Consider the following 18416-nt stretch of genomic DNA (forward strand, 5'->3'; position numbering starts at 1 on the left):
TATTTTGCCCGCCTCCCGCGTTCCAGGTGGACCCATGGCCGATCAGCCCGAGAACAAGCTCGTCGACAAGCGTGTCGCGAGTCGCTACGTCCGCAAGGGCGTCCTCGACGAGAAGGATTACGAGAAGCACGTGAAGTCCCTGCCGGACCTCGCGGACCAGGCGATGCCGATCGAGGCGTCGATGGACTCCGACGACTTCGACGATCTCGACGACGTCGACGAAGAGCCCGAGTCGCCCGCCCCCGGCGGCGAGACTCCTCCCGCCTAGAGCCGTGCGCGCGCGCCGCGCGATCCTCGCCTCGCTCGCGCTCGGGGCGGTCCTCATCGCCCCGGGCGCCTCCGCCCGACCGAACGCCCTCCCCCGCCCCGACGAGCGGCCGTCGCCGAACCGGCGCACGCCGGTCGTCCTGGCGGTGGAGAAGGTGCGCGGCGCGGTGGTGAACGTCTCCGCCGAGGAGCTCGTCCGCATCCGCGTGCCGTCGCGGGGGAGCTCCATGGCGGAGCTCCTCTTCGGCGACCTCTTCGAGCACCCGCGCTACCGCAAGGGGTACGCGGTCACCTCGCTCGGCTCGGGCGTCATCGTCTCGCCCGACGGCTACGTCCTCACGAACAACCACGTCGTCGAGCGCGGCGCCCGCTTCCGGGTGGGCCTGCTCGACGGGCGCGAGATCATCGCGAAGGTGGTCGGGACGGATCCGTCGAGCGACCTCGCCGTGCTGAAGCTCGAGACGAAGGAGAAGCTGCCCTTCGTCACCACGGGCCGCTCGGACGAGCTCCTCATCGGCGAGACCCTCATCGCCATCGGCAACCCGTTCGGCCTGTCGCACACCGTCACGACCGGCGTCGTCTCCGCCGTGCACCGGAACTTCAAGGCGGGCGAGCGGACGCTCTTCGACTTCATCCAGACCGACGCGTCGATCAACCCGGGGAACTCCGGCGGCGCGCTCCTCGACATCGAGGGGCGGCTCGTCGGCATCAACACCGCCATCCTCGGCGATCGGAACGCCGGCATCGGCTTCGCCATCCCCATCGATCGCGCCCGCCGCATCGCCGAGGACCTCATCGAGCACGGCGAGGTGCGCGAGGGCTACCTCGGCGTCGCGGTGGACGACCTGCCCGCGAAGGACGGCGCGGCCGAGGGCACGACGGGGGGCGTGGTGGTCACCGCGGTGGATCCCGGCTCGCCGGGCGCGGCGGCGGGCATCCGGAAGGGCGACGTGGTGGAGTCGGTGCAGGGGTTCGCGCCGCAGAGCGCCGAGGAGTTCCGCTTCCGCGTGCGCGATCTGCCCATCGGCGGCGCAGCGAAGCTCGAGCTGCTCCGCCGCGGGCAGCGGGTGGCGGTGTCGGTGACCTCGGTCGAGCTCTCGGCGCAGGCCGCCGCGGAGCTCGCCGCGCGCGCGACCGGGCTCACGCTCGGGGAGCAGCGCGTCCAGGGCGGCTCGGTGCTGGTGGTGAAGAGCGTCGCCCCGCGCTCGGCCGCCGCGCAGGTGGGCATCCGGCAGGGCGACCTCGTGCGGGAGGTGAACTCGACCGAGGTCTCGACCCTCGCGGCCTTCCGCCGCGCCGCGGCGCGGGCGCGCCGGAGCGGCCAGCTCGTGCTGCTCGTCCAGCGCGGCTACGCGGCCGAGCGGATCGCCTTCGACTTCCAGTAGACTCCGGAGCGCCTGGGCCGCGACGCTCGCGCGCGCCCCTCGGGAGGTTCGCCATGGACGAGAAGGACGCCGGCGGGATCGACTTCTACACGTTCGTGCTCTCGCTCGCCTCGAGCGCGTTCATCCACCTCGGCGACGCGCCGCACCCCGACACCGGCCTCCCCGGCAAGCCCGACCTCTCCCTCGCCCACCAGTCCATCGACATCCTCGCCATGCTCCGCGAGAAGACGAAGGGCAACCTCACGCCGGAGGAGGAGCAGTTCATGGAGCACCTCCTCACCGACCTGCGGCTGCGCTACGTGGCGAAGCAGGGGGGCAAGGCGGAGTAGCGCGCCGCCTCTCCGGCCGAAACGGGATCTCGCGAGCGGCTACGGCTGCCGCTCTGCCGCCGACGTGGCGCCAGGGAGCGCGCGTCGCCGCTCTACACCCCCGCCTGGAGCATGGCCTCGGCGAGCAGGCGGATGAGCTCGCGGCGGACCACGCGGCGGGTGCGGGAGAGGGCGTTCGGATCGCGGCGCGCGTGCGGGCCGGCCTTGCGGCGCGCCGCCTGTACCACCCAGGCGATGCGGCGGGCGTCGAGCTTCGGCGCGCGCGACGAGGCGAGGAGGAAGAAGCCGAGGCCGCGCTCCTCGAGGACCTGCTGGAGGACGTGGCGGGCGCGGGAGACGAGCGTGAGGTCGACGACGTTCGGCACGCGGCGATCTCTAGGATCGATCGCCGAGGGGATCCAATTTTCGCGCGCCGTGCCCTAAAACTGGATCTTGCCGGCGAGCCTGGATCGCAGAAAACGCTGGCGCTCAGCGATATCGCGCGCGTACGGCAGGCTCGCGATGAGTTCACAGCCCGTCACGCGCGCGATCTCCCCGGCATTGTACGGGACGGACGGATCGTCGAGGTCGCACGCGCGGTTGAGGACGATGCCCGCGAGGACGAGCCCGCGCGCGCGGAGCGCCTCGACGGTGAGGGCGGTGTGGTTCACGGTGCCGAGCCCCGCGCGCGCGACCACGAGCACCGGCAGGCCGAGCGCGACGGCGAGGTCGGCGTAGGTCTCCCGCTCCGTGAGCGGCACGAGGAGCCCGCCCGCGCCCTCGACGAGCACGGCGTCGTGCCGCGCCGCGAGCGCGCGGGCACGCTCCACGATCGCCTCGAGCGAGACCGCCCTGCCCTCGAGGCGCGCGGCCACGGCGGGCGCGAGCGGCGCGGCGAAGGAGTACGGGCAGAGGGCCTCGAGCGGCTCGACGCCGCCGCTGGCCGCGTGCAGCCGGTCCGCGTCGCTCGGCTCGCCGGGCGTGACCCCCGACTGGGCCGGCTTCATCGCCACCATGTCCACGCCCGCGGCCCGCGCTGCCGCGACGAGCGCGCAGCTCACCTCGGTCTTGCCGACGCCGGTGTCGGTCCCGGTGACGAAGAGCCCGCGCACGGTCAGATCCTCGCCGTCACCTTCTCGATGCTCGCGAGCGCGATGGCGGCGAGCTGCTCGAGCTCCCGCTCGGTCATGGCGAGCGGCGGCATGAGCACGACCACGTTGCCGAGCGGCCGCAGGATGGCGCCGAGCCGGCGCGCCTCCAGCATCACCTCGTGGCCGGAGCGGAGCGCGTAGGCGTACTCCTCGCGGGTCGCGCGGTCCCGCACGAGCTCGAGGCCGACCATGAGCCCGCGCTGGCGGACCTCGCCCACGTGCGCCATGCGCGCGGCCGGCTCGAGCGCGCGCGCGAGGGCCGCGATCTTCGCGGGCAGCCCCTCGATGACGCGCTCCTCGCGCAGCAGCCGCAGCGAGGCGGTCGCGGCCGCGCAGGCGAGCGGGTTCCCCGCGTAGGTGTGGCCGTGGAAGAAGGTCCGCTTCTCCTCATAAGGCCCGAGGAAGGACTCGAACACCCGCTCCGTGGTGACGGTCGCGGCGAGGGGCAGGTAGCCGCCCGTGATCCCCTTCGCCATGGTGAGGATGTCGGGGACGACGCCGTCCTGCTCGACGGCGAAGGTGGTGCCGGTCCGCCCGAAGCCGGTCGCCACCTCGTCGCACACGAGGAGCGCCCCGTGCCGGTCGCAGATCTCCCGCATGCGCCGCACGTAGCCGGGCGGCTGCGCGATCATGCCGTCCGCGCCCTGCATCACCGGCTCCATGACGAGCGCCGCGATCCTCCCCGGCCGCTCGGCGAACACCTGCTCCACCGCGTCGGCGCAGGCCATGCCGCAGGACGCAGGCTCCTTCCCGAGCGGGCAGCGGTAGCAGTACGGCTGCGGCGCGTGGTGCACGTCGAAGAGGAGCGGCTTGAAGATGCGGTGGAAGAGGTCGATGCCGCCCACCGACACCGAGCCGATGGTGTCGCCGTGGTACCCGCCGCGGAGCGCCACGAACTCGGTGCGCGCCGCGTCGCCGCGGAGCTGATGGTGCTGGAAGGCCATCTTGAGCGCGATCTCCACCGCGGTGGCGCCGGCGTCGGAGAAGAACACGCGGGTGAGGCCGCGCGGCAGGTGGCGCACGAGCTCCTCGGCGCACTCGATCGAGGCGGTCGAGGCGAGGCCGAGGAGCGTCGAGTGGGCGACGCGGTCGAGCTGGGCGCGGATGGCGTCGTCGATCGCCTTCACCCGGTGCCCGTGGACGTTGCACCAGAGCGAGGAGACGCCGTCGAGGTAGCGGTTGCCGAGGGTGTCGACGAGGTGGACGCCGTCGGCCGAGTCGACGACGAGCGGCTCCTCCGCGAGCCAGTCCTGCATCTGCGTGAACGGGTGCCAGAGGTGGCGGTGGTCGGCCTCGCAGAGGCGGCGGTGGCGCGCGGCGCGCGCGTCGGGAGAGCCCGTCGGATGGTCCATGGGGGCGCGAGGCTATCGCGCGGCCGCGGGCGAAGGGAAGGTGTCGAGCGCGCCGGCCGGAGCGCGCGGCCCTGGCCCTCGCGCGGCGGCCTACCGCTCGGTCGCCGCCGTCCGGCGGGCCTGGACGCGCGGGTGGACCACGGCGCGCTCGACGTCCGGCCACATCGCCTCGGCCCACACCTCGTAGCCGGCGGACGACGGGTGAAAGCCGTCCTTGCCGAAGAGCTCGCTCCGGCGGTCGCGGAGCTCCCTGCGGCTCCTGCCGTAGACGTCGGCGAGCACGAAGCCGTGCCGCTCGGCCACGCGCGCGATGACGGCGTTGTAGGCCTCGATGCGCCGGCCGAGCGAGGGCGGCGCGCCGTGGCCGGCGGGCGAGAAGGTGAGGTCGGGGAGCGTCTGCAGCACCACCGTGGCCTTCGTGCGCCGCACGAGATCCGCGACGATCTCGAGGTCGCGGGCGAACTCGGCGAGCGGGCGCCCCTGCATGAGGTCGTTGATGCCCGTGCCGATGGTGACGAGCGCCGGACGCGCCGCCATCACCTTCGGGAGCTGATCTCGCCGGAGGTCGGCGGTGTTCGCGCCGCTCACCCCGAGGACCGTGAGCTTCACCGGGACACCGCTCGAGTCGAGGCGGCGCGCGAGCCGCTGCGGGTAGCCTCCGCCGCTCGCGGCGCCCACGCCGACGGCGGTCGAGTCGCCCAGCGCGAGGTAGACGAGCGGCGCGCCGCGGGCGGGCAGCGCGAAGGCGCGGCCTGCGGCGAGGGCGAGCGCCAGGGGCACGAAGAGCGCGGCGGCGCGGGCGAGACGGAGGTGCGGGATCACCCCGACAAGCTAGGCACGGCGGCCGCGGCCGCGGGCCCCATCGCCGGGGCCGCGCCTCTTCGGGGTCCCGCGCGCCGGCCGCATCCCCGGCCCGAGCCGCTCGCCGGGCCGGAGCCGCCCGAGCTTGCGGAGCGCCTTCTCGATGAGCGGACGGTTCGCCGGATCGCCCCAGCGGAGCAGCGCCTTCTGCATGCGCTTCTCGTCCATGTCGCGCGTGACGTGCACCGGCTCGCCCGTCATCGGGTGGTAGCCCGAGAAGTACATGTCCGAGGCGAGGGTCATGGGGGTCGGCATGAAGTCCTGCACCTGCTGCGGCTTCCAGCGGTTGTCCTGCAGGTAGTCCATGAGCTCCGCCGCCTGCTCGAGCGAGGACCCCGGGTGCGAGGAGATGAAGTACGGGACGAGGTACTGCTCCTTGCCGGCCTCGCGCGAGTAGCGCTCGAAGTCCTTGCGCAGCTTCTCGAACGACGACACGCCCGGCTTCTTCATGAGCTTCAGCACCGGCTCGCAGACGTGCTCGGGGGCCACCTTGAGCTGGCCGGAGACGTGGTGCTGCACGAGGGTCTTGAGGTAGCGGGCGCCGTTCCTCGTGTCCGCCTGGGCGAGGTCGTAGCGGACGCCCGAGCCGACGAAGAGGTGCTTCACGCCCTTCACCTTGCGGGCCTTCTCGTAGAGGTCCACGAGCGGGCCGTGGTCCACCGCGAAGAACTTGCAGACGGTGGGGTAGACGCAGGAGGCGCGCCGGCACACCGCGTGCGCCTCGGCGTCCGTGCAGCGCATCCCCCACATGTTGGCGGTCGCGCCGCCCACGTCGGTGATGGTGCCCTTGAAGCTCTCCTTCGAGGCGAGCGTGGCGAGCTCGCGCAGCACGCTCGCCTCCGAGCGGCTCGCGATGTCGCGCCCCTGGTGCTCGGTGATGCAGCAGAACGCGCAGCCCGCCGCGCAGCCGCGCAGGATCTGGATCGACCAGCGGATCTGCTCGAGCGCTGGGATGTGGGCCCCGCCGTAGGACGGGTGGGCCTCGCGCACGTAGGGCAGCTCGGCGATGCGGTCGAGCTCCTCGGTCGAGGGCGCCGCCATCGGCTCGTTCACCACCACGAAGCGGGTCCGCGCCCCGTGGCCGTGCCGCTGCACGAGGACGCGGGCGTTCTCGCCGTTGTGCTCGAGGTGGTAGAGGCGGCTGAACTCCGCGAAGCGCTTCTTGTCGAGGGCGATCTCCTCGTAGGCGGGGAGCTCGAGCGTCGCGCGCGCCCGCCCCTCCAGGAGGGCGAGCGCGAGGTCCGGCACCGCGAGCGCCGTGCCCGGCACGTCCACGAGGCCGCAGATGTCCTCGCCCGAGGCGAGCCGGCGCGCGATCTCCAGCACCGGCTTCTCGCCCTGCCCGTACACGAGCAGGTCCGCGCCGGAGGGCACGAGCACGGAGGGCAGCACGCGATCGTCCCAGTAGTCGTAGTGGGCGATGCGCCGGAGCGACGCCTCGATGCCGCCGAGCACGATGGGCGTCGTCGCGCCGAACGCCTCGCGGCACAGGCGAGCGTAGACGGCGGTCGCGCGGTCGGGGCGCCTGCCCGCGGCGGCGTGCGGCGTGTACGCGTCGTCGGAGCGGCGGCGCTTGTGCGCCGTGTAGTGGTTCACCATCGAGTCCATCGCGCCCGAGGTGATCCCGACGAAGAGCCGCGGCCGGCCCATGCGCAGGACGTCGGCGGTGCTCCGCCAGTCCGGCTGCGCCACGATCCCGACCTTGTAGCCCTGCGCCTCGAGCACGCGCCCGATCACCGCCGCGCCGAAGCTCGGGTGGTCGACGTAGGCGTCGCCCGTCACGAGCAGGACGTCGAGCCCGCTCCAGCCGCGGGCACGCACCTCGCCTGGGGTGGTCGGCAGGAATGCCTCGGGGCCGGCCGCGGGCGGCTTCGCGCGGCCGTTCTGGACCACCGGCAGGGGGCTCATGAGCGCGCCATACATGGCCGCCGGAGTTGGGGAAATCAAGGAGGCGTCGCCTTTTGTGGGCTCCGGCCGGCGAGGTATCATCCGCCGTCTCGCTCGGCCCCTCCCCGCCGGCTTTCCCCCCCGGAAGACCCGATGCCCGATCCCCGCAGCGTGATGCAGGAGTACCGGACCCTCGAGGCCAAGCGGCTCGCGAAGGGACTCTCGCCCGACGAGGAGCGCCGGCACGCCCAGCTCCGCGACCTCGTGGGAGGCGAGCCCGGCGGCGGGGCGCCGCGCGGCGGGTTCGACGTGAACGCGGCGGCGGCGCGGCTGCGCGAGTCGCTCCTGCCGGCGGGGCTGCGGAACCGCCCGCCCCCGCCACCCGAGCTCTCCCCGGAGCCGGAGCCCGAGCCGTTCTTCCCCGCGCCCGCCCCCGCCGCCCCGGCCGAGGTCGCCTTCGACGCCCCTCCGCCGGAGGGCGCCCTTGCGCCGCTCCTCGAGGACGGCGCGACCGCTGAGGACCTGGCGGACCTGTTCGATCCCGCCGTCCTCGGCTGGGAGGGCGATCCTGGCGCGGCGCCGCAGGGCGCGGGCGCATGGGATCCGAACGCCGCCCCCGTCGATGCCGCCGGGCAGCCCTGGGATCCGAGCGCCCTCCCCGTCGATGCCGCCGGGCAGCCCTGGGACCCGAACGCCCTCCCCGTCGATGCCGCCGGCCAGCCCTGGGACCCGAACGCCCTCCCGGTCGATGCCGCCGGCCAGCCCTGGGACCCGAACGCGGCCGCCTGGGATCCTGCGGCGGCGGGCGGGGCAGCGGGATGGGAGCCGGGCGCGTACGCCGCTCCGACCGCGGCCGGACCGTGGGACGCGGGCGCCTATCCGGCCGAGCCCGAGCTCTCCGCGCTCGGCGAGGCGGACGGGACCTTCGACCCGGCCGCGCTCGCGGGCGAGGACGCAGCTCCGGCGGAGCTCCTCGGCGCGGGCAGCGAGGCGGCGTGGGATCCGGCGCTCGCGCCGGAGGCGCCCGAGCCGACGCAGGCGCTCGACCTCGCCGCGGCCGCGCCCGAGGGCGACGCCGCGAGCGAGCTGCCCGCCCTCGAGCTCGAGCCGCTCGACGAGTCGGCCTTCGAGGTCGCGCCCGCGCCCGACGACGCGCTCGCCGGCTTCGACCCCACCGCGCTCGACGCCGCCGCGATGCCGGAGCCGACCCAGCTCCTCGGCCTCGCCTCGGAGCCCGAGCCCACCCTCACCATGCCGCTCCGGCTGGACGCCGGCGAGCTCCCGCCCGCGGGCTGGGATCCGGCGCCCGCGGCCGAGCAGGCACCGGAGGGCGCCGCGTTCGGCGCCTACGACGAGCTCGCGAGCGGCGCTCCCGCCTTCGGCGACGGCACCGACACGCTCGCCGCGGAGGGCGATGGAGTCGATCCGGCGCTCGGGCTCGATCCGTCCGCCCCGCCGCCGGTGTTCGCGCCCGCCGCGGGCGAGCTCGGCGGCGAGTACGACGACTCGGCCGCCTTCGACGTGGCCGCCGCGCTCGGCTCCCCGGACGGCGGCGGCTTCGAGGCGGACCGGCCGCTCGCGGCCGGCGGCGTCGGCGACTGGCACGCCGACCGCGCGCTCGAGGAGGGCTTCGCGCTCGCCTCGGGCGGCTCGTTCGACGCAGCCGACCCCGCCGGCGCCTGGGCGACCGCGGAGGCGCCCGCGCCGTGGGAGACCGCGCCCCCCGAGGGCGCCGGCCCCGGCGCGCCCGCTGCGCTCGGCGACCCTGACGCGAGCCTCGGGCTCGACACGGATGGCGTGACGGAGAGTCACCCGCTCCCCGCGGCGGCCGCGGCGGACGACCTCGGGCTGCCGGAGATCGTGGAGGAGCTCCCGACCGTGGACGGGGCGGAGATCCTCGAGGAGATCCCCGCCGACGAGGCGGACACGCCGCCGCCCTCGCTCGACTTCGGCGCGCTGCCGCCCGCCGCCGCGCCGCGCGCGCCCACCCTGGCGCCTGCCGCGCCGGTCCTGGCGCGCAGCGTGGCCCCTGCGGCGCCGCCGGCTCCGCCTGCCCCGGCGAGACCAGCGTCAGCCGCGGTGCCCGCCCCGGTCGCCGCCGCATCCGCCGCCCCGGCGTCATCGAGCCGAGCCGCGGGCTCGCACCGCGTGGTCGTGCACATGCTCGAGGGCACCGTGAAGCGCGGCGTCATCGAGGACGCCGACCTCGCCGCGCCGGTGCTCGCGCTCGCCTCCGCGCCCGGCGCCGCCGCCGACGAGCTCCCGACGGAGAAGATGAAGGCCATCTTCTTCATGCTCCCGCCCGGCGAGGCGCCGCCGCCGGCGGAGGGCAAGAAGGTCCGCGTGACCTTCCGCGACGGCCGGCAGGTGGCGGGCTTCGGCCCCGACTATCGCGAGGACGGCCCCGGGTTCTTCATGCTCCCCGGCGACACGCGCACGAACACCGGCCGGATCTGGGTCTACCGGGCGGCGGTGAAGGACGTGGTGGTGAGCTGACGCGCCGCGCGGCGGGCGCCGCCGCGTGTTCCGTGTCGAGACCGCGCGATGGGGAGGGCCCCGCGCGAAGCGCGGGAGGGGCGAAGCCCCTCCGGCGGGGAACCTGCGCGCACCCCCGACAGCGGGCGCGCAGGTTCACGGGCCCCGCCGCGCGGGGGTGGGGCCCCGGCGGCTCCGCCGCGGGGGCGGGGGACGCAGTCCCCCGTGAGATCAGTTTATCCAGCGGGGCGGCTCGTCCTTGCCGTCGCGGCGGACCACCTTGAGGTGCTTCGCGCGGCGGCGCGCCTCGCGCTCCTCCATGCTCCGCCGGGCCTTGCGAAAGTACCGGCCGAACGAGAAGCCGCGCGACATCACCCAGCCCAGGGCGAGCGCGGAGAAGTGCACCACGAAGCGGCCCGGGCCGCCGTAGGCGATGGCGTAGAGCACGGTCCCGAACACCACGAGCGCCGCCATCATCTTGGCGCTCATGTTCACGACTCCGAACCAGGAGAGCGGGCGGTCCGGGTACATGAGCGCCCAGACGACGAGCAGCGCGTTCACCGTGGGCCAGGCGTCGATGTGGGCGATGGCGGCGGGCGGGTAGACGATCGCGACGAGCGTCGCGAGGGCGCCGGCTCCCACGGTGATCCCGAGGAAGCGCAGGAGGAAGCGCCGCTCGCCCCACGTGAACACGAGCTGCTGCCCGAGCCACCAGAGCATGAAGCCCGCGAAGAAGAGGGTGAGCGGGCTGTCCTGGACGAAGACCCAGGTGAGGAGGCGCCAGACCTGGCCGCCGACGACGCTCGGCGGGTCGAAGGCGAGGAGCGCCAGGAGCCGCCGGTCGAGCCAGCTCCCGATGGTGACGACCGCCATCGCCACGATGAGCAAGCCCACCGCGGCGGGGACCCGTCCGCCGAACGTGAAGACGCTGCCGAGATCGGGGGGGCGGCGGCGGGCGGTGGGCATGTGGCGTCAGGCCTTTCTTCGTTCCCGGTAGAACAGGATGATCGACAGGCAGTGGAACTCCTTGTCGGAGCTCTGCGTCACCTCGCGCTCCACCACCTCGTAATCGGGGTGCTCGGCGAGCCAGCGCGTGATGTGTTCTCCCATGTGCTCCCGATCGCGCGCGAGCGTGGTCGTGAACACCTTCACCCCGGTGAAGTCCGCCATCCCGTACCCTCCCTCGGAACGGGCTGGACCCTATCGTCCCGGGAGGGCCCGGGCAAGAACGCGACGGACGGCGTCACGGCTCGACCGGGGCGAGGACGATCGCGACGCCCTGCCCGCCGCCGATGCAGGCGGACCCGATCGCCGCCCGTCCGCCGCGCCGGCGGAGCTCGTACGCGAGGTGCATCGTGATGCGCGCGCCGCTCGCGCCGAGCGGGTGGCCGAGCGCGATCGCGCCGCCGTCCACGTTCGTGCGCTCGCGCGGGAGCCCGAGCTCCTTCTCGACCGCGAGGTACTGCGGGGCGAACGCCTCGTTCACCTCGAAGAGGTCGATGTCCGCGAGGGTGGCGCCGGCGCGCGCGAGCGCGTTCTGGATCGCCGGCACCGGGCCGATGCCCATGATGGTCGGGTCCACGCCCGCGTGGCCCCAGTTCACGATCCGCGCGAGCGGGCGGACGCCGCGCCGCTCCGCGTACGCGCGGGTGGCGACCACCAGCGCGCCCGCCCCGTCGGCGACCCCGCTCGCGGCGCCTGCGTGGATGACGCCGTCCTTCTTGAACACCTTGGGCAGCTTGCGCAGCCCCTCGACGGTGGTGTCCGGGCGCGGGTGCTCGTCGCGGTCGAACGTGACGCTGCCCTTCTTGCCCTTCACCTCGACGGGGACGAGCTCCTCGCGGAAGCGCCCCGCCTCCTGGGCCGCCGCCCAGCGCCGCTGGGAGAGCACCGACAGCTCGTCCACCGCGTCCTGGCCGATCCCGTGCTGCTCCGCGAGCTTCTCGGCGGTGAGCGCCATGGGCATGCCGGCGTAGCTGTCGGTGACGGCCGACCAGAGCATGTCCTCCATCGCGGGCGGCTTGCCGAACGGGAAGCCGAAGCGCGCGCCGCGCACGACGAGCGGCGCCTGGCTCATCGACTCGGTGCCGCCGGCGAGCACCACCTCCGCCTCGCCGAGCTCGATGAGCATGGCGGCCTGGATCACCGCCTCGAAGCCCGACCCGCACAGCCGGTTCACGGTGAGCGCGGGCACGCGCTGCGGGAGCCCGGCGCGCAGCCCCACGTGCCGGGAGAGGTAGATCGCGTCGCTGCTCGTCTGCGCCACGTTGCCCATCACCACGTGGCCGTAGTCCTCCGCCGGGACGCCCGCCTGGGCGATCGCCGCGGTCGCCGCGTGCACGGCCAGGTCGGTGGCGCTCAGATCCTTGAGCGCGCCGCCGAGCGTCCCGAAGGGGGTCCGCTTCGCGGCGAGGATGACGACGTCCTTCTGGCCTGCCCGCTTCATGCGCGAAGCCTCCTCATCTAGGGATAAGGCTCGCGGTGAGGCCTTTCACGGCGAAGGCCAGGATCGCCACCGCGAGGAGGATGTTCACGACGGGGATCGCCGCCGCGGCCCGCCCCTCCGGCGAGCGCAGGAGCCGCACGGCGCGCGGGGCGTGGCGGGCGAGCATGTAGACGGCGAACAGCGCCGCGAGGACGTGGAAGGTCACGCCGGGGATGCTACGTCCCCGCCGGGCGCGGCGCGCGGCTTTCGATGGGGGTGGGTCCGCGCGCGGGCGCGCCGGGTGAGCGCCTACGCCTTCGCGACCGACGGGGCCGGGGCGGCCTTCTTCTTGCCGAGGATGCGCGCGAGGACGATGCCGATCTCGTAGAACAGGATCATCGGCACGGCCATCATGGCGAGGTTCAGCGGGTCGCCGGTAGGCGTGATGATCGCCGCGATGAGCGTGTTCACCACGATGGCGATGCGCCGGTACTTCGCGAGCGTGTCGGCGGAGACCACCCCGATGAGCGCCAGGAACGCGATGATGACCGGCACCTCGAACACCACGCCGAAGCCGAGCAGCATCCCGAGCACGAGCCCGAGGGTGGAGCTCATGGTGAGCATCGGGACGAGGCTCGCGTCGCCGGCGATGGCGAGCATCGCGGGGAACGCCGGGGGCATGACGAGGAAGTAGCAGAACGCCGCGCCGACGTAGAAGAGCAGGGTCCCGAAGAACAGGAACGGGACGACGAGCCGCTTCTCCTTGCGGTAGAGGCCGGGGGCGATGAACTGCCAGACCTGCCAGAGCACCCACGGCGCGGCCACGAACACGCCGCCGTACACGGCCACCTTCAGGTAGACCATGAGCGGCTCGATCGAGCTCGTGTAGTGCAGCACCTGCTGCTCCTTCGGCAGGGCCGCGCGCACCGGGTTCATGAGCCAGTGGAAGATGGGCTCCACGAACCCGCCCACCGCGACCATGCCCACGAGCACGCCGAGGAGCGCGTGCATGAGCCGCTTCCGCAGGTCGCGGAGGTGCTCCATGAACGTGAGGCGAACCTCGCCCTCCGGCTCCGGCGCACCGCCGGCGGGAGGGAGCTGCGGCGCGGTCGAGCTCATGCGGTCCTGGAGGGCGCAGGCGCCTCGGGGGCCGCGGCGGGCTCCTCCGCGGCGGGCGGGGGCGCCGTGCCGGCGGGCTCGGCGAGTGCGGCCTCGAGGCCCGGGACGTTTTCGGTCGTGGCGGGCGGCGGTGGCCCGGCGGGCGGGAGCGACGCGGCCGGGACCGGCGGGACCAGGGCGGGCTTCGCGGCCTTCCGCTCGTCCGCGTAGAGCTCGGTCTCGATCTGGTCCTTGATGTCGTCCGTGGCCTTGCGGACCTCCCGGAGCGTCTTCCCGAGGGTCTTGGCCGCCTCCGGCAGGCGGTCGGGCCCGAGGAGGAGGAGCGCCAGGATGGCGATGATCACGATCTCGCCGAAGCCGAGGCCGAACATGCGTCGCCCATATAACACGGGCGAATCCGGAAGGCTTCGCGCGGTCGTTGCGGCGCCGGCTCGCCGCGCCTAACTCTCCGGCGCATGGCCTACTGGCTCCTGAAGACCGAGCCCAGCGCGTACGCGTGGGACGACCTCGTCCGCGAGGACACCACCGCCTGGACCGGCGTCTCGAACGCGCAGGCGCAGGCCAACCTGCGCGCGATGCAGGCGGGCGACCACGCGGTCATCTACCACTCGGGCGAGAAGCGCGCCGTGGGCGTGGCGGTGGTGGTGCGCACCGCCTACCCCGACCCCGAGGGGAGCGGGACCGTCTGCGTTGACGTGCGGGCGGTGGGGCCGCTCCCCGCGCCGGTCCCGCTCGAGGCGCTGAAGCAGGAGCCCACGTTCGAGGGCTCGGCGCTCCTCCGCCAGGGACGGCTCTCCGTCGTCCCGCTCTCGCCGGCGGAGTGGCGCGATCTCGTCGGGGTGGCGGAGATCATCGCCAAGACCGGCGGCCTCCGCACCGACGAGCGCTTCTGAAGCACGCCGCCCTGGCCGCTCGGCGAGCGCCCGCTCGCCCGCGGGCGCTACTGCATGAACAGGTCCTGCACCTCGACCTTCTGCTGGCCCTCCTTCACGGCGGTCGGCTCGGTGCCCTGCTTGAACGGCTCGAGCACGCCGCGCCCGTCCCCCGACGGCTTCCCGGTCTCGGGATCGATCCGCACCTCCACGATGCCGGGGGGCGCGGCGAACTCCGGCTGGGGCCGGCCCTCGAGCGCGGTGCGCATGTAGGAGAGCCAGATGGGCAGCGCCGCGTGACCGCCGGTCTCGTACCGGCCGAGCGGCGTCACGTTCACGTCGTAGCCCAGCCACACCCCGGTCGCGAGGTCGTGGGTGAAGCCCATGAACCAGGTGTCGAACGAGTCGTTCGTCGTGCCGGTCTTGCCCGCGGCGGGCTTGCCGAGCGCGGCCGCCCGGGCGCCGGTGCCGACGGTCGCGACCTCGCGCAGCAGCCGCACGAGGATGTACGCGGTCCGCTCGTCCATCACCCGCTCGCGCGGGCGCGTCACCTCGGCGAACCCCGCCGCGAGCCGCTCGTCGAGCCCGACCCACGGGTCGCGCCAGTCGGCGCGATCCTCGAGCACGTTCCCGTCGCGGTCGAGGACGCGCTTCACGAGCGCGGCGGGGCGCTTCTCGCCGTAGCGCGCGAAGAGCGCGTACACGTTCGTGAGCTCCCACAGGTTCACGCAGGACGAGCCGAGCGCACTGCCGAGCTCGAGCTTCACCGGCGTGGTGAGCCCGAGCGCCTTCGCCCACTGCGCGAGCGCGAGGGCGCCGGCCTTCGCGGTGAGCGCCTCGGCGGTCTTCACCGCGGGGATGTTCATCGAGTTGACGAGCGCGGTGCGCAGCGTCACGTCGCCCTTGAAGTCCTGCCCGTAGTTCTGGGGCTTCCAGCTGTTCTCGTCGTCGCGGAAGACGATGGGCGCGTCGGTGAGGATCGTCGCCGGCGTATAGTCGAGCTTCTCGATGGCGGCGGAGTAGACGAGCGGCTTGAACGCGGAGCCCGGCTGGCGGCAGGACTGGAACGCGCGGTTGAACTCGGAGGCGTCGAAGTCGTAGCCGCCCACCATCGCCACCACGTAGCCCGTCCACGGGTCCACCGAGACGAGGGCGCCCTGCAGCTTGGGCTCCTGCTCGAGCGAGAAGAGCAGCTCCGCCTCCGGCACCGCCGAGGCCTTCCCCACCGCGAGCTCCTTCTCGCGCCTCTGCAGCTGCTCCCGCGTCACGCGGCGGAGGAGCACGACGTCGCCCGCCTTCACCGCCACCGAGGGGCGGGAGATGAGCGCGTCGGGGTAGGAGACCTCCGGGTTCGGGCGGCGCGCCCAGCGCATGCCGGAGACGGGGAGCAGGCCGCGGTTCTCGCCGATCTCGACCTCGGCCGCGTCGGCGCCCACCCGCGCCACGATCCCCACGCAGTAGTCGCCGGGCTCGAGCGAGCCCTTCGGCCAGGCGCGCGCGAGCCGGCTGGCGAGCTCCCTGCGCTCGTCGCTCCCGGGGGCGACGTTGGCGACCGGCCCGTTGTAGCCCTGGCGGTGGTCGACCTCCATCAGCCCGGAGAGCATCGCCGCCTGGGCGGCGCGCTGCTTCTCGAGGTCCATCGCGAGCTCCACGCGGAGCCCGTCGTGGAGGAGCCGGTCGTTGCCGTAGCGGTCCACCACGTAGCGGCGGCCCTGCTCGACGTAGAACGGCGCCGTCTCGCGGAACACGTCGTCGACCCCGAAGACCTTCACCTCCGCCTCGGAGCCGCGCCGCCGCTCCTCCTGCGTGATGAAGCCCTCCTCCGCCATGCGGCGCAGCACGTAGCGGCGCCGCTCCTTGGCGGCCTCCGGGTGGGAGAAGGGCGAGTAGCGCGACGGCGCCTGCGGCAGCCCGGCGATGAGGGCCGCCTCCTCGAGCGTGAGCTCCTCCACGTTCTTGCGGTAGTAGTTCTCGGCCGCCGTCTGGACCCCGTAGCTGTGGTGCCCGAGGTAGACGCCGTTCAGGTACAGCCAGAGGATCTCCTCCTTCGTGAACGCGCGCTCGAGCCGCTTCGCGAGGATGAACTCCCGGATCTTGCGGGCGAGGCTCCGCTTCGTGCCCGACTCGAAGCCCTCCGCGCTGATGAGCAGCGACTTCGCGGTCTGCTGGGTGATGGTGGAGCCGCCCTGGATGCGGCGCCGCAGCACGTAGGTGTTCACCGCGGCGCGGAGCGTCCCCTTCCAGTCGATGCCGCCGTGCTCGAAGAAGTCCTGGTCCTCCGAGGAGATGAACGCCTGCACGAGCTGGCGCGGGATGCGCGCGTATGGGACGACCTTGCGCCGCTCGACGAAGAACTCGCCGGCGATCTGCCCGTCGCCGCTCGTGAGCTCGGTGATGATGGGCGGCCGGTAGTCGGCGATCCTGGGCAGCTCCGGGAGGCTGCGCGAGAAGTACAGGTAGCCCGCGATCCCGGCGACCACCCCGGCGTTCACCGCCACGATGGCGAGGAAGATCGCCCAGCGGAGGAGCCGCCGGACGAGAGGCCGGGGGGGCGGGACCCCGTCGAGGACCACGCGGGAGGGGGCGTCCGTCGTGCCCCCGGTTTCGACCGTCGGATCGCGGCTGTCGCTCATCGGCTGGCGAATCTAAGCCCCGGGTCCGGGTGAGTTCAACGCTCGCCGTGTGGGCGGGCCGGCGCCCTGGCCCCCGCCCGCTCGCCCGGGCCCACCCCGGGCGCCGCGAGGTTCGCGCGCGAGAGCGCCTCCGCGAGCTCCTCCGGGAGCGGCGCCTCGAGCTCGAGCCGCCGCCCGCCCGTCGGGTGCGGGAGCTCGAGCCTCCAGGCGTGGAGGAACATGCGCCGGAGGCCCCAGCGCTGCTTCGCGGCGCGGTTCGCGGGGAAGTCTCCGTAGCGCTTGTCGCCGAGCACCGGGTGCCCGATCGCCTCGAGGTGGCGGCGGATCTGGTGCGTGCGCCCGGTCTCGATGCCGACGGCGAGGAGCGAGGCCTCCTTGCCGGAGGACAGGACCTTCCAGCGGGTGAGCGCCTCCTGCAGGTTCACCCCCCGCGCCGCCTTGGAGCGCGCGGTCTGCTCGTGCTCGGAGAGCGGCAGGTCGATGGTGCCGACCTCGCGCGGCATCTTCCCCTTCACGAGGGCGAGGTAGGTCTTCTTCACCCCTTCGCCGCTGGTGAAGATCTCGGTGAGCCCCACCATCGCCTTGCGCGTCTTCGCGACCAGCACGACGCCGGAGGTGTCGCGGTCGAGGCGGTGCGCGGGCGAGGGCTTGAACTCGGTCGGCGGCAGGTCCTCGGGCGTGCGGAGGTGCGCGCGCGCCATCTCCACGAGCGTCGCGCCGGTGATGCCGGTGCCGGGGTGGGCGGCGAGGCCGGCCGGCTTGTCCACCGCGAGGACGTCGGCGTCCTCGTGCAGCACGCCGAAGGTGACCTCACCCCCCCGCGCCGCGCCGCGCGCCGGCTCCGGCCGCGCGAGGAGCCGCTCCTCGTCGCCGCGGATCACGACCGTGTCGCCCGCCTGCACGAGCTGCTCCGCCTTGCCCCGCGCGCCGTTCACCCGCACCTTGCGCGTGCGGAACATCTTGTAGACGTGCGAGAGCGGCACGTCGCGGAGCGCCTTGCGCACGAGCTTGTCGAGCCGCTGCCCGGCGGCGTCCTCGGAGATGGTGATCGTCAGCACCGGGATGTTCTACAGCACCCGCCCGCTCCGGACGACTCCGGCGCGCCAGCGGGGCGGGCGCCTCGCGCGCCGGCCGCCGCTCCGCGGGCCCGCGCGCAGGGTCGTGCTCGGTCGCTTCAGGCCGGCGCGTCGCGCGGGCGCAGCTCGAGCGGCGTGGTCTTCACGAGCGAGACCACCAGCATCACGCCCGCCACGAAGGCGTCGTGGAACGCCACCCACGCCTGCGTGTGCGGGAACCAGATCGTCGTCACGAGCAGCCAGCCGGCGAGGGCGGTGTTGAGGAAGCGCAGGGCGGGCGCGTAGAGGGCGAGCAGCGCGGTGGTCGCGACCCAGATCCCCACGAGCCAGGTGCTGAACCCGACGCCGCCGTCGCGCGGGAGCAGGAAGGTCGAGGCGAAGAGCCAGAGCCCGAGCGCGATGTTCACCGCGCGGACGCGCACGCTCGACGCGACCGGCGTGAAGGGAGGCAGCCCGTGCATGCCACGAACCTGCGCACCATCCGTGCATGGGCAAGCGGCCCGCGCCCTCCGCGCGCCTCCCCGCTCGCCCCGCCGGCGCGCGGCGCCCCGCGACCCCGCGGTCCCGTCCGCGCGCGGAGCGGCGCGGCCACCCCCGCCCGCTCG

General features: G+C 74.0%; 19 protein-coding genes. 5 read left to right on the top strand and 14 right to left on the bottom strand.

Features of this window, described 5'->3' with window-relative positions; translation table 11 throughout:
- Nucleotides 1-34 precede the first annotated feature (34 nt).
- From MNZ29_RS11315 to MNZ29_RS11325, 3 genes are read left to right on the top strand one after another with little or no spacing between them, the layout of a single operon-like run.
- A complete protein-coding gene (locus tag MNZ29_RS11315) occupies nucleotides 35-268 on the top strand; it encodes a hypothetical protein (RefSeq protein WP_242355243.1) in 234 nt (77 codons plus the stop codon).
- A 4-nt stretch (nucleotides 269-272) separates the two neighbouring features.
- A complete protein-coding gene (locus MNZ29_RS11320) occupies nucleotides 273-1652 on the top strand; it encodes a trypsin-like peptidase domain-containing protein (RefSeq protein WP_242339895.1) in 1380 nt (459 codons plus the stop codon).
- A 53-nt stretch (nucleotides 1653-1705) separates the two neighbouring features.
- Nucleotides 1706-1981 (top strand): DUF1844 domain-containing protein, encoded by a 276-nt coding sequence (locus MNZ29_RS11325; RefSeq protein ID WP_242339894.1) that lies wholly within the window; start codon nucleotides 1706-1708, stop codon nucleotides 1979-1981.
- Between the two features lie 92 nt (nucleotides 1982-2073).
- Here the strand turns inward: MNZ29_RS11325 and MNZ29_RS11330 are convergent, their stop codons facing one another.
- The 5 genes from MNZ29_RS11330 to MNZ29_RS11350 all read right to left on the bottom strand — a co-directional run bounded on the left by MNZ29_RS11330 (nucleotide 2074) and on the right by MNZ29_RS11350 (nucleotide 7232).
- A complete protein-coding gene (locus MNZ29_RS11330; RefSeq protein WP_242339893.1) occupies nucleotides 2074-2346 on the bottom strand; it encodes a hypothetical protein in 273 nt (90 codons plus the stop codon).
- A 54-nt stretch (nucleotides 2347-2400) separates the two neighbouring features.
- Nucleotides 2401-3072, bottom strand: a complete 672-nt coding sequence (gene bioD / locus MNZ29_RS11335) for a dethiobiotin synthase (RefSeq protein ID WP_242355245.1) — start codon at nucleotides 3070-3072, stop codon at nucleotides 2401-2403.
- Nucleotides 3073-3074: 2 nt separating this feature from the next.
- Nucleotides 3075-4463 (bottom strand): adenosylmethionine--8-amino-7-oxononanoate transaminase, encoded by a 1389-nt coding sequence (bioA, locus tag MNZ29_RS11340; protein ID WP_242355247.1) that lies wholly within the window; start codon nucleotides 4461-4463, stop codon nucleotides 3075-3077.
- A 90-nt stretch (nucleotides 4464-4553) separates the two neighbouring features.
- Nucleotides 4554-5285 carry an SGNH/GDSL hydrolase family protein gene (locus MNZ29_RS11345; protein ID WP_242355249.1) on the bottom strand — a complete coding sequence of 244 codons (732 nt, stop codon included), beginning with the start codon at nucleotides 5283-5285 and terminating at the stop codon, nucleotides 4554-4556.
- Nucleotides 5286-5294: 9 nt separating this feature from the next.
- Nucleotides 5295-7232, bottom strand: coding sequence for a YgiQ family radical SAM protein (locus MNZ29_RS11350; protein ID WP_242355251.1), 1938 nt, complete (start codon nucleotides 7230-7232; stop codon nucleotides 5295-5297).
- A 132-nt stretch (nucleotides 7233-7364) separates the two neighbouring features.
- Here MNZ29_RS11350 and MNZ29_RS11355 point away from each other — a divergent pair, with 132 nt between their 5' ends.
- Nucleotides 7365-9707, top strand: coding sequence for a hypothetical protein (locus tag MNZ29_RS11355; protein ID WP_242355253.1), 2343 nt, complete (start codon nucleotides 7365-7367; stop codon nucleotides 9705-9707).
- Between the two features lie 210 nt (nucleotides 9708-9917).
- On the opposite strand, the gene MNZ29_RS11360 is transcribed toward MNZ29_RS11355, so the two are convergent.
- From MNZ29_RS11360 to tatB, 6 genes are all read right to left on the bottom strand, one after another.
- Nucleotides 9918-10652 (bottom strand): rhomboid family intramembrane serine protease, encoded by a 735-nt coding sequence (locus tag MNZ29_RS11360; protein WP_242333924.1) that lies wholly within the window; start codon nucleotides 10650-10652, stop codon nucleotides 9918-9920.
- A 6-nt stretch (nucleotides 10653-10658) separates the two neighbouring features.
- Nucleotides 10659-10856 (bottom strand): hypothetical protein, encoded by a 198-nt coding sequence (locus MNZ29_RS11365; RefSeq protein WP_242333926.1) that lies wholly within the window; start codon nucleotides 10854-10856, stop codon nucleotides 10659-10661.
- A gap of 73 nt (nucleotides 10857-10929) precedes the next feature.
- Nucleotides 10930-12132 carry an acetyl-CoA C-acetyltransferase gene (locus tag MNZ29_RS11370; RefSeq protein ID WP_242355255.1) on the bottom strand — a complete coding sequence of 401 codons (1203 nt, stop codon included), beginning with the start codon at nucleotides 12130-12132 and terminating at the stop codon, nucleotides 10930-10932.
- Nucleotides 12133-12145: 13 nt separating this feature from the next.
- Nucleotides 12146-12337 carry a hypothetical protein gene (locus tag MNZ29_RS11375; RefSeq protein WP_242333932.1) on the bottom strand — a complete coding sequence of 64 codons (192 nt, stop codon included), beginning with the start codon at nucleotides 12335-12337 and terminating at the stop codon, nucleotides 12146-12148.
- An 83-nt stretch (nucleotides 12338-12420) separates the two neighbouring features.
- Complete coding sequence (tatC, locus tag MNZ29_RS11380) at nucleotides 12421-13230, bottom strand: twin-arginine translocase subunit TatC (protein ID WP_242355256.1); 810 nt, start codon at nucleotides 13228-13230, stop codon at nucleotides 12421-12423.
- Nucleotides 13227-13601 carry a Sec-independent protein translocase protein TatB gene (tatB, locus tag MNZ29_RS11385; RefSeq protein WP_242355258.1) on the bottom strand — a complete coding sequence of 125 codons (375 nt, stop codon included), beginning with the start codon at nucleotides 13599-13601 and terminating at the stop codon, nucleotides 13227-13229. The genes tatC and tatB overlap by 4 nt, the downstream gene beginning before the upstream one ends.
- 84 nt (nucleotides 13602-13685) lie before the next feature.
- On the opposite strand from tatB, the gene MNZ29_RS11390 reads away from it, so the two are divergent.
- The gene (locus tag MNZ29_RS11390) at nucleotides 13686-14123 is read left to right on the top strand and encodes an EVE domain-containing protein (protein ID WP_242355260.1); all 438 of its coding nucleotides are present in this window, start codon (nucleotides 13686-13688) and stop codon (nucleotides 14121-14123) included.
- Nucleotides 14124-14170: 47 nt separating this feature from the next.
- On the opposite strand, the gene MNZ29_RS11395 is transcribed toward MNZ29_RS11390, so the two are convergent.
- From MNZ29_RS11395 to MNZ29_RS11405, 3 genes are all read right to left on the bottom strand, one after another.
- Nucleotides 14171-16735: a penicillin-binding protein 1A gene (locus MNZ29_RS11395; RefSeq protein WP_242333944.1), complete on the bottom strand. Its 2565-nt coding sequence runs from the start codon at nucleotides 16733-16735 to the stop codon at nucleotides 14171-14173.
- Between the two features lie 35 nt (nucleotides 16736-16770).
- A complete protein-coding gene (locus tag MNZ29_RS11400; RefSeq protein WP_242333946.1) occupies nucleotides 16771-17793 on the bottom strand; it encodes an RluA family pseudouridine synthase in 1023 nt (340 codons plus the stop codon).
- A 116-nt stretch (nucleotides 17794-17909) separates the two neighbouring features.
- Nucleotides 17910-18272: a hypothetical protein gene (locus tag MNZ29_RS11405; RefSeq protein WP_242333949.1), complete on the bottom strand. Its 363-nt coding sequence runs from the start codon at nucleotides 18270-18272 to the stop codon at nucleotides 17910-17912.
- Nucleotides 18273-18416 lie beyond the last annotated feature (144 nt).

It is taken from the genome of Anaeromyxobacter sp. SG64 (genome assembly GCF_022690745.1).
Taxonomy (GTDB): Bacteria; Myxococcota; Myxococcia; order Myxococcales; family Anaeromyxobacteraceae; genus Anaeromyxobacter; species Anaeromyxobacter soli.